The following is a 10916-nucleotide window of genomic DNA, read 5'->3' as shown; positions in this document are numbered from 1 at the left end:
CGGACTTCGACGCGGACAACCCCGGACTGTGGATGCTGCACTGCCACAACATCTACCACTCGGAGTCCGGGATGATGACGACCCTCGCGTACCACAGGTGATCCGGCCCGTTCCGGAACGCCGCCCGCTCCCGCTCCGCAGTCGGTGCCGTGGGAGTGGGTCGCCCCCACACCGCACGACCCGGAATGGGGAGCTGATGCTCCGGCACGGCGTGACCGTCTCCCACGAGACGGTGTGGCGGTGGTGTCTGAAGTCCGGGCAGGCCTGTGCCGACGGACTGCGCTGCCGCTTGTCCCCGGCCGGGGACAAGCGGCACCTGGGCGAGGTCTTCATCGGGATCAATGGCGAGCGGAGGTACGGGTGGCGGGCTGTCGTCCAGGACGGCAGTGTCCTGGACGTCCTCGCGCAGAACCGCCGGGACGAAGTCGCGGCCGGGCGGTCATGCGGTGACGGTCGCGACCGGCGGGGTCCAGCGGCGGGTGCGGGGCACCGTGTCGCTGACGCCGTAGTCCTTCTTCAGGTGCTCGGGGACGGCGTAGTGCATCACCCGTCCACGGGTGAGCGAGGACAGCTCCAGGACGGTGGTGAGGTGGCCGAGCCGGTCCAAGGCCCACGCGCCGAGCGGGGAGCGGTCCTCGATGGTCTCCAGGACGCCGAGGAGGTGGGGCACGGCCTTGACGACGGTGTCCCACGCGGTTTTCGGGACATCGAGCCAGTCGGCACAGGTGTCGCCGATGAGGTAGCGGATCAGGGCGGAGACGATCGGGTCGAAGAAGGTGCCTGGCACGACTTCCTCATAGAGGTCGATCAGCTGCCGCGTCAGGTGCGCGCCCTCTTGCGAGGGGCCCATGTGCCGGATCATGTACAGGTCCAGGAACCGGCGCGCGTCCTCGAGGGTCCTGGGTACGGCGTCCTGGTCGATGCCGAGCATGGCGCCGACCACCCGCCAGGCGTAGAAGTAGGCGTTCGCGCCCTCCTCGGACATGTGGATGCCCAGGCGGTGCAGGCTGTCGAGGACGAGCAGGGAGAAGAACATCTGCCCGCCGATCATGTCCTCCTGACAGATCGGCACTCCCAGCCCCGCCGTGTCCCAGCGGTTCTCCCGTGCCAGGTGGTGGCGGATGGCGGCGTGCAGCAGGCGGACCTTCTGTGCGGCCGGGATGAAGCGGCTGCCGGCCTCGAAGGCGTCGGGCTGCATGAGGTAGACGGTGAACTGGCCTGTCTCGGCCATGCGCTTTGAGGGGTATTTCAGCGAGTGCGTGGCCGACAGCAGCTTCGCCACGTGCGGCACGACGTAGCAGGCGGGCATGGACGCGAAGGACAGCGCGGTGGAGATGTGCACGTTGTTGTCGATGAAGAACAGCCGTGCCTTCTCCATCTCCCCCCAGTCCACCCACGCGGGCGGCAGGCTGGTCGCCTGAAGGTAGTCGCGGGCGACGTCGGGCAGCCCGTCCGGCAGCGGCGCGCCCGCGGTGGAGACGTACCGCATCAAAGTGTTGAACTTGCCCACCTCCCCGCGCTCGAAGAGAGTGGCCACGGTGGCGTCGGCGAGTTCGTCGCCCACCTCGCGCAGAACCTCCAGCGACGCCTCGGTGTAGCCCATGACAGCGCTCCTTGTCTGAGCCGGTCACACAGCGGACCGGAAAAGCGGATCAGTACTGGCGATGCGCGGCCGAGCACGCCAGGGCGCGCAGGGCCGTGGTGGCGGGCGCGGGCAGACGCGCTGCGTCCAGGGCGGCCAGCGCCTCGTCGACGCGTTCGGAGATCATGACTTCCACCCGGTCCGGCGCCTTCAGCCGACGCATCAGCTCCCGCACCTGCCTCAGACACTCACCGTCGGGATCCGGGCGGCCCAGCAGGGCACGCATCTGCCCCCTCTCGGCGTCGTCGGCCGTCCGCCACGCCTCGGCGAGCAGAGCGGTGGGACGGTGCCCGCGCACGTCGTCGGCGCTGGCCTTGCCGGTGACCTGCTCGTCTCCGAACAGGCCGAGCAGGTCGTCGCGCAACTGGAACGCCTCGCCCAGCGGCAGACCGTAGGCACGGTAGCTGGTGCGCAACTCCTCGCCGGCCCCAGCCAGGGTGCCCCCGATCAGCAGGGGGTGCTCGACGGTGTACTTGGCGGTCTTGTAGCGGATCACCTTCAAGGAGGCCACGGTGTCCGGGGTGCCGGCGGTGTGCAGGATCTCCAGGCACTCTCCCGCGATCAGCTCCCGGGCCAGAGCCCCCCACAACGGGCGGGCCCGGCCGAGATAGGCGGCCGGCAGGCCACTGGTGGCGAACAACTGGCCCGCCAGCGACATCAGCAGATCACCCACGAGCATCGCCAGCGACCGTGCCGCACGGGCCGCGCCGGGACGGTGCGCCACGGCGGACTGCAAGGCCACGTGGACCGTCGGACGACCGTGCCGCAGGGGGCTGTCGTCGATGAGGTCGTCGTGGACGACCGCCGCGGCGTGCACCAGCTCCATGGAGGCAGCCGCCCGCACCATGGCGTCGCTGTCCGGCTGTCCGGCCGCCCGCCACCCCCAGTAGCAGAACGCCGCTCGCAACCGCTTGCCCTGCGCCACCGCCGACTCCAGCTGCCCCGCCACCGGTGCGAGATGCGGATCGATGTCCGCGAACCGGTCCGCCTCCGCGCTCACGAATGCGCGCAGTACCTCATCAACGCGTGCCTTGAACCCGGCCGCATCCCACCCCTCAGACACCGCCGCCTGCCTGCCGGGCCAGGACGTGCTGGGCCAGAACCTCGAGATGGGCCGGCGGCACGGCCGCGTACCGGTCCAGGGCCAGACGGCCACGCGCCCGCAGGTCCCGTTCGGCATCCGCCGCCAGCTCGGTCGCGTCCGAACGCCGCAGCAGCCCGCGTACCGTCCCCCACGCTGTCCCCAACGTGCTCACCGCCAGATCGGCGAGCCCCGCCGCCAGCAGCACCGCCCGCTCGTCCAGGCCGTCGCGGCGTCCACCATCCCCAGCCACGTGTGTTCTCCCCTCACACAGCGCACCGAAGCGTCATGCGGCGCGGCACGCACCACCACGCTCAGCCTCGTTCCGTGAACAGGACAGCGGGGGAAGAACTCACCAACGGGTGACCATCTCGAAAGCGTGTACGCCATGTTCTGCACGCGCACCACCACCCCAAGCCTCGTCGGCTGCCTGGCCGGTCGTCACAGGTCGAGTCGAGCTGCGGGTCCCGTGCTTGACGATCTCGGCCAACGGGCTGTCCCCGGTGCGTTCTGATCTCGTTCCTGACGACCTGTGGGAGCGGGTGGCTCCGCTGCTGCCGCCAGCTCACGAGCGGCGGCGCCGCTGTCCGGGACGGTTGCGTGTTCCGGATCGAACGGCGCTCGCGGGCGTCCTGGACGTGCTGCGGACCGGTGTCGCCTGGCGTGCTGTCCCCGAGGAGGCGGTGGGCTGCTCCGGGGTGACGGCCGGGCGCCGGCCGCGGGACCGGACCGGGGCCGGCGTCTGGCCCCGCCGCAGACCCCGGCGGCTGTGCGCCGGCCGGGGCTACGACTTCGACGAGTACCGCCGCCTGCTGCGGAAGCGCGGCAGAGAACCCGTGATCGCCCGCCGCAGCACCGCTCACGGCTCCGGACCGGGCAAGGTCCGCTGGGTGGTCGAGCGCGCCCTCGCTCACCTGCACCGGTTCCGCCGCCTGCGGATCCGCTGGGAGATCCGTGACGACGTCCGCGAAGCCTTCCTCACCCTGGGATGCGCGCTCATCTGCCGGCGACGCCTGTCACAGCAGACCCAGGCCCGCGCTCTCCCGCAGTAGCCGTTCCCTGGCCGAAGGAGCACGGTCGAGCAACTGGCTGACCTGGTTCTGTTCTTCCGACGTGTTGCGAAGGGCAAGCGGCTCAGCGTGGGGTCAGGGCCTTCGGCTCTGTGCAGGGTTCGGGTGCTTCGCCGCCGGCGAGGGCGGCGAAGTCGGCGTGGGCCTGTCCGGCGGCTTCCGGGTACGCCTCGCGCTGGGTGTGCTCGGCGAGCGCTCGACAGGTACCGGTCCCGAAGGGGTGGCGTTCCGTGGGCCGGCCGGCCAGGTGGCCCCGGGCCGCGTTTCCGTGCGGGTGCCGGGGCTCTGGCGTTGGGGTGGACCAGGGTGGCGCGCTTGCCGACGAAGCCGCCGGCAGTGTACGAGTCGCCCAGCGCCGCCCACTCGTACTGGTCGGCCGCACCGGCGGAGCCCGAGGGCAGAAGCGCGGACACCGCCAACGCGAGCCCCACGGCCAGTGTTCGCGTTCGCAGGCGGGAGACGGGGTGCCGCATGGATCCTCCGGGACCGGTCGGTAGCGGGGTTGTCGAGGCGAGGGCAGCCAGTCGGCCCATGGATGTCGGACGCCCCCTGGCCTTCCTTCACTCCACGCAGTCGCGTCACTACGCCCTGAAGGTAGGTGAGGGCATGCGACCGATCGGCGGGTGCGCCGGGTAAACCACCCGGGCGTACTGCGCTGAGGTTCTGGCCACGGGGAGTGCGCCGGGTGGCCACCCCCCCTGACAGCGCAGAGAGGTGCCACAGATGACTGGAGGCGTGGGACCGCACCGGGGGTACCTGGGGGTACCGGCGGGCAGCCTGACCTTTTCCGCGTGCGGGGCCGCCCGCTCCCCCACGTCGCCGGGAACAGGATCAGCACGCACACCGGGCACACCCCGGCCAAGACCGTCGAGTGAAGACCCGCAGGATCAACTCATTCTGAAACGGTCAGCAAGCAGGCGTGTCCGCCAAATCGCAGTGCCCCGGATCCATCCGTCGCTGGAACGGGTGCCGGGGCCGCGGTTGCAGCACCCGGCCGTCCTCACGCTGCTGGAACGGTTCGGATCCCCGGCCCGGATACGCAAGGCCGGCCGACGGCGGTTGGTCACCATGGGCCGCAGGGGAACCGCACCGGGTCGGTGAGCAGGCGGCAGATGCCGGTGACGACGGAGAAGACCCGCACGCTCGTGAACGCCGCGCCGACGGACCCCTCAGTCGAACCGGCCGTCCCTCTCGGGACCTCGCTCGCGCTGCGCGAGGGCTTCAGGCCGAGCCGCCGTGTGCCGGCCAGGCTGTGTCGTCGGCGGCCAGCCACGGCTCGTTCGCGGCGGCGGTGGGGGTTGTCCCGGTGAACGCGCGGACGTCGTGATGGAGGTGGGACTGGTCGGCATAGCCACAGTCCGCTGCCACCCGCGCGGGGGTGTGCCCGCGGACCATGCGGTGGACGGCCTGATCGAAACGGACCAGCATGGCGGCGCGTTTGGGTGTCAGGCCGATCTGCGAACCGAAGCGTGACCACATGCGCTGGCGGCTCCACCCGGTCCGGGCCGCGAGGTCGTTCACCCGGGCTCGGCCACGGCTGGCGACGATCCGGCGCCAGGCCCAGGCCACCTCGGGATCGACCGCCCTGCCCGAACGGAGCCGGACCGACAGTTCTGTGTCGATCAGCGCGAAGCGCTCCGGCCAGGTCCGCGCGTGGTGAAGTCGTTCCCGCAGGCGCGACGTGTCGCGGCCCCACAGGTCGTCGAGCGCGATGACGCTCCCGCGCAACTCCACGAGCGGGAGCCCGAACACGGCGTGCGCGGCAAGCGGGGACAGGCGTATCTGCACACACTCGACGTTCTCGGCGCGCACCTGGAACGCGCTGAAGGCGAGTCCGGCGGCCAGGCTCTCCGACCGCATCCGGCCGGCCGCGCCGTGGATGTCGAACAGGTGGTCACCGAACTCGACGGCCACGGTGACGGCCGGGTGGGGGATGGCCCGTAGTTCGATGGGGCTGTCGCCGTGGATACGGAATCCGGCCATGTCGACACCGGGCAGCGCGGCTGCGCGCGACGGTCGCGCGATCTCCCAGGCAGCGATGGGATCTGCCGTCCGGCGTAGTGGTCGCACGTCTCAACTCTACGAGCGGCTCGGCGGCGGGATCAATCACGCGCGGAGGCGGACATTTCTCCAAGACCCGTCGCGTGGGCCGCCGGGAGGGTGATGGCACCACGAACCGAGCGACGGAGGGGCCATGGAGGAGACGACCACCCCGCAGGACCAGCACACCCACAGCCGCGCAGACGCGACGCCGAGCGTCCTGCGCGGACGGCGGGCGTGGAGTCGACGGCGGCGGATCACGCTGCTGGCCGCCGGCGTGCTGACCGTCCTCCTCGCGTGGAACACGGTGTCCGTGCGCACGGAGACGGCCGAAGCCTCCGGCGGGCAGATCGTGCGCCTGCCCGGTGGGGACATCCACGTCGTGCAGGAGGGGCCGCGCGACGCACCCACGATGGTGCTCCTGCACGGCCTGGCCGGCTCGACGGCATGGTGGGATCCAGTGCTGCCGGCGTTGCGGGACCTGCGCGTGGTGCGGGTGGACCTGCTCGGGCACGGCGGATCGGCCAAACCGGCCGAGGGCTACGGCATCGCGGAGCAGGCACGCCGGGTCGGGGCCGTACTCGATCGGCTCGGGGTGCGCCGCGCAACCGTCGTCGGGCATTCCACCGGCGGCGCCGTCGCCACGTCGCTGGCCGAGCAGCGCCGCGACCTGGTGGCGGCGCTCGCGCTGATCGACACCGGCCCGCGGGCGGACGCGTTCCTCGGCGACAGCTTCGTCGCCCGCCTGATGACCACGCCGGTGGTAGGGGAACTGATCTGGCGGCTGCGCACCGACAGCACGGTCCGCGACGCGCTGAGCACCGCGTTCACCCGCGAGGTGCGGATCCCCGACCGGATCGTCGCCGGCGTCCGGGGTATGACCTACCGCAGCCTCACCGCGACCGACGAGGCGTCCGGCGCGTTCCTGAAGGAACGGCCCGTCCCCGACCGGCTCGCCGGCCTCGGCCTGCCGACCCTGGTGATCTTCGGCTCCCAGGACCGGCGATGGCAGCCGTCCTCCGCCCAGGACTACCGCCGAGTCCCCCACGCCCGGATCGAGGTCCTCGACGGTGTCGGCCACACACCCATGTTCGAGGACCCCGACACCACCGGAGCCCTCCTGCTCGGCCTCGCTCTCGAAACCGCACCACGCTGACCCGGCATCACCACTCGTCCGTCCCGGCCGCCGCGCCTTCGGCGAGCTCCTCGAAGTCCGCGATCCATCGCCCCGGTCCCGCGGCCCGGGGCGCATACGGCTCGCACAGTCCCGGTGGGGCGGAGCGGCCTCCTGCCAGCAGCGGTGCAGCCGGGCCGCGGTCTGCGGGCCGCGGGCGACGAGAGGCCCCGAACGCCACAGGCCGTCGAGGGGAGGGAAGAGGCCGGCGTCCACGTGCTCGGCGTCGCTGTCGCCCTCGGGACCCGACCGGATCAGGGCTTCCAGGGGGTCGTCCGGAGCCGTCCGCAGCGCGGCGTCGGCGAAGTACCGTACGTCCTCCCACGCCTGCGCGGCCCAGAAGTGCGGCTTGCGGGAGCCGAGCGTGCCGCCGAACCCGTACCGGCCCGGCCAAGATCTGCCCGGCTCGCCGGGCCGCACCCGTCAGAGGAGGCCGGCCCGGCCGTGGGCATGGGCCGGCCGCTCGCCCCGGGACGAGCGGGAGCTCCACGACGCCCCTCTCAGTCGTGGTCCGGGCGGAGCCTGCGGTTCGTGCCGGAGCGGCTGATGTCCAGGTCCAGGAACGAGGTCAGGGGGGTGCCGCTGTTCCAGAAGCCGAGCAGGTTGACGTCGATCAGGCACAGCCGGTGGCGGGCCGCGAAGTCGCGGGCCGGCTTGGTGAAGACGCAGGACGCGACGAAGACCGGCGTGTCGGCGCCGTGTTCGGCACGGGCGGTGCCGTTGAACGTCTGGATGTCGCGGCTGCCGACGGTGCGGTGCTTGGCGTACCGCTTGCACTGGATGACGAAGCGGCGGCCGTCGGGCAGGCGGCCGGTCACATCGGCCCCGAGGTCGCCGGCGCCGCCGACGCGCCGCACGTCGGTGCAGCCGTCCCGACGGCACAGGTCGGCGACGTACTCCTCGAACCGGCGATCGTCCATCGCCCAGATCGCGTCCAGCGACCGGCGCGCCTCCCTCCCGGCTTCCCGGACGAGCCGTGCTCGTTCGGCTCGGGCCTCGCGCCGCCCGGCGCGCACCAGGCGTGTGACCACGACCGCGGCCACCCCCGCTGCCAACGCCACCAACAGGATCGTCCCCATGGGTCTCCCCCTCCGTCGTCCGGCTGTGCCGACTTGTCACTCCCCGTCCCGGGCCCGGTCCATCCGCCGAAGGGCGACCACGGCGCGCAGGTCGTCGATCTGGACGACAAGGCGGTCGTGGGTCTCGTGGTCGAGGAGTCCGATGACGACGGCCTTTCCCGGCTACTCACGTTCCGGAAGAGGCGTTCGCCGTCGCGGCGGAAGTGGCCGGCGGTGATGAGCGCCGGGGCAGTCGACGCGCGCCGAGACGCTCCGAGCCGCGTCAGGCAGAAGCTCTTACCGTTGAAGTATGACCAGCGGCGACGTGGTCACGCTCTTCCTGTGCGGCGATGTGATGCTCGGGCGCGGTGTCGATCAGATCCTTGCCCGGCCCGGCGATCCCGCGCTGCGGGAGGTCCATGTCACGGATGCCCGGTCCTATGTGCGCATGGCCGAGTCGGTGAACGGCCCGGTACCGGCCCCCGTGCCCCCGTCCTGGCCGTGGGGTGAGGCACTCCGGCTGCTGGAAGCGGCCGCCCCGGACGTCCGGATCATCAATCTCGAGACATCCGTCACGCGCAGTGACGCGTTCGCGCCCGGCAAGGCGGTCCACTACCGCATGCATCCGGCCAACGTGTCCGCCCTCACGGTGGCCCGGCCCCACGTCTGCGTCCTGGCCAACAACCACGTGCTGGACTTCGGCCGGGCGGGCCTGGAGGAGACGCTGGACACCCTCGGCCGCGCGGGCCTGCGGGTGGCGGGCGCCGGCCGGAACGCCGACGAGGCGTACATGCCGGTGGCCGTCCCCGTCGGAACCGGTGGCCGTGTCCTCCTCCTCGCCCTCGGAGCGGGCTCCAGCGGCATCCCGCCCGGCTGGGCGGCGACCGCGGCCCTCCCCGGCGTCGCCCATGTCCCCGACCTGTCGGCCGCCGCGGCCGACGCGGTGGTGCGGCGCGTGCAGCGGGCGAAGCGTGCGGGCGACATCGTGGTCGTGTCCGTGCACTGGGGTTCCAACTGGGGGTACCGCGTTCCCCGCGAGCAGACCCGTTTCGCGCGCGCCCTGGTGGACGGCGGCGTCGACCTCGTCCACGGGCACTCCTCGCACCACCCCCGCCCCATCGAGGTGCACCGGCAGAGGCTGATCCTGTACGGCTGCGGCGACTTCATCGACGACTACGAGGGCATCAGCGGTTACGAGGAGTACCGCGACGACCTCCGGCTCGCCTACTTCGTCACGGTGGCGGCGGACACCGGCCGGTTTCTCGGTCTGCGCATGGTGCCCCTGCGTTCCCGGCGCATGCGGCTGGAGTCCGCCCCGTACCGGGACGCCTCCTGGATGCACGCGACCCTCGACCGCGTCAGCGCCGACGTGCACCCGGTCCTCGAGCCCGACGGCACGCTCTCGCTGGAGCCGTCCGCCGCGGAGGCCGGCTCGTGAGCCGTGGGCTTCGGCGGGGGCCGCCTGGCCGGCCGGAGCCGCCGCGGCGGCCCGGAACCGGTCGTGTCCGTGTCCGCGCGGGCCGTCGGCGGCAGGGCAGAACCGCCCCGGCGACGCCGGCCGGTCGCCCCCTGCCCCGAACGCCCCGCCCGGCCACCACTGTCCGCTGTCAGCGCGCCTGCGGTGCCGCGGGAGCGGTGAGGGCGGCGAGCAGCAGGTCCGCCGGGAGCGCCGGCACGGTCCGGCCGCCGAAGCCGGTGGTCGTCGTCGCGGCGAGCAGGGAGTTGAGCACCGCCTCCTCGACCCCGTCGAGGACCGCTTCGAACAGCGGCCCCAGTTCGGCGTCCGCCACCGGAGCACCGGCGCCCGGTCGCGTACCGAACGCCACGGCGTAGTCGCCGCTGCCGTGGCTGTAGGACGCGCCCGTGCGGGCCAGGGCGAACACCGCACGCCGCGCGACACGGGTGAGCTGCCGGGCGTCGAGAGGGGCGTCCGTGGCCACCACGATCATGCAGGAGCCGGTCTCCGCGACCGGTGCCGGACCGTCGGCATCCAGCCCCATGGACTGCGGGGTGACGGCGCGGCCGAGCACCCGCAGCGTGCCGCCGAAGTTCGCCTGCACCAGGACACCCGCCGTGAAGCGCCGGCCTCCCAGGTCCGGGGTGCGTGAGGCGGTCCCGATGCCGGCCTTGAAGCCCAGTGCGACCGTGCCGGTTCCCGCGCCGACGCAGCCCTCGGCCACCGGCCCGCCGGACGCCGTGTCGAGGGCCGCCCGGACGTGCTCCTCGTGGACGGGCCGTGCGCGGATGTCGGACAGGAAGCCGTCGTTGCACTCCCCCACGACGGGGTTGAGGCTCCGCACCTCCTCGCATCCGGGCCGCTGGAGCATCCAGCCGACGAGGGCGTCGGCGACGCGGAAGGCCGACAGGGTGGAGGTGAGCAGTACCGGGGTCTCCAGCGTGCCGAGTTCGGTGAGCTGGGTCGTGCCGGTGAGTTTGCCGTAGCCGTTGCCGGTGAACACCCCTGCGGGCAGCGGTGTACGGGGGCCGACGGCATCGGGCACGACTGCGGTGACCCCGCTGTGCACGTCGGGCCGCCGGCGGACGGTGGTGTGCCCGACGCGGACGCCCGGCACATCGGTGATCGCGTCGAAAGGCCCGGTGGCGGTGTGCCCGATGACGATGCCGAGGTCACGGGCCCGGCGCCGGGTGCCGGGGGCGGACTGTGGGTGAGCCAGTGGTTCCATACGGCCGGACGCTACGCGTCCGGCCCGTCGAGGGGTGTGGGCGGAGCCGCGGCCGTGGCCGGGCATGCGGCCGAGCGCAGCGGTGCCGGGACGGCCTCGGTCCGGTCCGGCGGCAGGTCGTGGCGGACGTACTCGGCCGCATGCCCGGCGCGGAGGAGAGCTGCCGT

Annotated in this window: 10 protein-coding genes and 2 pseudogenes; 6 read left to right on the top strand and 6 right to left on the bottom strand. The window is 72.6% G+C overall.

What is annotated here, in order from left to right; genetic code table 11:
- Both RIM90_RS27365 and RIM90_RS27360 read left to right on the top strand, forming a co-directional pair.
- The coding region (locus RIM90_RS27365) for a multicopper oxidase domain-containing protein (RefSeq protein ID WP_309063425.1) at positions 1-101 on the top strand (101 nt) is incomplete at its 5' end.
- Positions 102-196: 95 nt separating this feature from the next.
- Positions 197-379 (top strand): annotated as a pseudogene (locus RIM90_RS27360) (IS6 family transposase); the annotation flags it as partial.
- Positions 380-439: 60 nt separating this feature from the next.
- Here RIM90_RS27360 and RIM90_RS27355 read toward each other — a convergent pair.
- The 3 genes from RIM90_RS27355 to RIM90_RS27345 are packed head-to-tail and all read right to left on the bottom strand — an operon-like array spanning position 440 to position 2976.
- A complete protein-coding gene (locus RIM90_RS27355; protein ID WP_309063422.1) occupies positions 440-1603 on the bottom strand; it encodes an oxygenase MpaB family protein in 1164 nt (387 codons plus the stop codon).
- Positions 1604-1652: 49 nt separating this feature from the next.
- The gene (locus RIM90_RS27350) at positions 1653-2705 is read right to left on the bottom strand and encodes a polyprenyl synthetase family protein (RefSeq protein WP_309063421.1); all 1053 of its coding nucleotides are present in this window, start codon (positions 2703-2705) and stop codon (positions 1653-1655) included.
- Complete coding sequence (locus RIM90_RS27345) at positions 2698-2976, bottom strand: polyprenyl synthetase (RefSeq protein ID WP_309063420.1); 279 nt, start codon at positions 2974-2976, stop codon at positions 2698-2700. The genes RIM90_RS27350 and RIM90_RS27345 overlap by 8 nt, the downstream gene beginning before the upstream one ends.
- A 250-nt stretch (positions 2977-3226) precedes the next feature.
- On the opposite strand from RIM90_RS27345, the gene RIM90_RS27340 reads away from it, so the two are divergent.
- Together RIM90_RS27340 and RIM90_RS27335 are read left to right on the top strand one after the other, a co-directional pair.
- Positions 3227-3775 carry a transposase gene (locus RIM90_RS27340; protein WP_309063424.1) on the top strand — a complete coding sequence of 183 codons (549 nt, stop codon included), beginning with the start codon at positions 3227-3229 and terminating at the stop codon, positions 3773-3775.
- Positions 3776-4738: 963 nt separating this feature from the next.
- Positions 4739-4870: pseudogene (locus RIM90_RS27335) on the top strand (IS110 family transposase); the annotation flags it as partial.
- A 144-nt stretch (positions 4871-5014) separates the two neighbouring features.
- On the opposite strand, the gene RIM90_RS27330 reads toward RIM90_RS27335, so the two are convergent.
- A complete protein-coding gene (locus RIM90_RS27330; protein WP_309063423.1) occupies positions 5015-5776 on the bottom strand; it encodes a helix-turn-helix domain-containing protein in 762 nt (253 codons plus the stop codon).
- Between the two features lie 211 nt (positions 5777-5987).
- On the opposite strand from RIM90_RS27330, the gene RIM90_RS27325 reads away from it, so the two are divergent.
- Entirely contained in the window at positions 5988-6989 is a 1002-nt protein-coding gene (locus tag RIM90_RS27325; RefSeq protein WP_309063419.1) for an alpha/beta hydrolase, read from the top strand.
- Between the two features lie 518 nt (positions 6990-7507).
- On the opposite strand, the gene RIM90_RS27320 is transcribed toward RIM90_RS27325, so the two are convergent.
- The gene (locus RIM90_RS27320; protein WP_309063418.1) at positions 7508-8086 is read right to left on the bottom strand and encodes a restriction endonuclease; all 579 of its coding nucleotides are present in this window, start codon (positions 8084-8086) and stop codon (positions 7508-7510) included.
- A 289-nt stretch (positions 8087-8375) separates the two neighbouring features.
- Between RIM90_RS27320 and RIM90_RS27315 the strand changes: the two genes are divergently transcribed.
- On the top strand, positions 8376-9503 hold the full coding sequence (locus tag RIM90_RS27315; protein ID WP_309063417.1) for a CapA family protein: 1128 nt from the start codon (positions 8376-8378) through the stop codon (positions 9501-9503).
- Positions 9504-9672: 169 nt separating this feature from the next.
- Here RIM90_RS27315 and RIM90_RS27310 read toward each other — a convergent pair whose 3' ends face one another.
- Complete coding sequence (locus RIM90_RS27310; protein WP_309063416.1) at positions 9673-10749, bottom strand: P1 family peptidase; 1077 nt, start codon at positions 10747-10749, stop codon at positions 9673-9675.
- Positions 10750-10916 lie beyond the last annotated feature (167 nt).

This window comes from Streptomyces sp., assembly GCF_031181555.1.
Taxonomy (GTDB): Bacteria; Actinomycetota; Actinomycetes; order Streptomycetales; family Streptomycetaceae; genus Streptomyces; species Streptomyces fimbriatus.
Note: the sequence above shows the minus strand (reverse complement) of the source record. Positions and strands in the feature narration are given on the sequence as shown.

Coding starts and splice junctions, on each gene's coding strand:
- RIM90_RS27330 (WP_309063423.1), bottom strand. CDS start 5,776: ATGGCCGGATTCCGTATCCACGGCGACAGCCCCATCGAACTACGGGCC.
- RIM90_RS27325 (WP_309063419.1), top strand. CDS start 5,988: ATGGAGGAGACGACCACCCCGCAGGACCAGCACACCCACAGCCGCGCA.
- RIM90_RS27355 (WP_309063422.1), bottom strand. CDS start 1,603: ATGGGCTACACCGAGGCGTCGCTGGAGGTTCTGCGCGAGGTGGGCGAC.
- RIM90_RS27315 (WP_309063417.1), top strand. CDS start 8,376: ATGACCAGCGGCGACGTGGTCACGCTCTTCCTGTGCGGCGATGTGATG.
- RIM90_RS27310 (WP_309063416.1), bottom strand. CDS start 10,749: ATGGAACCACTGGCTCACCCACAGTCCGCCCCCGGCACCCGGCGCCGG.
- RIM90_RS27320 (WP_309063418.1), bottom strand. CDS start 8,086: ATGGGGACGATCCTGTTGGTGGCGTTGGCAGCGGGGGTGGCCGCGGTC.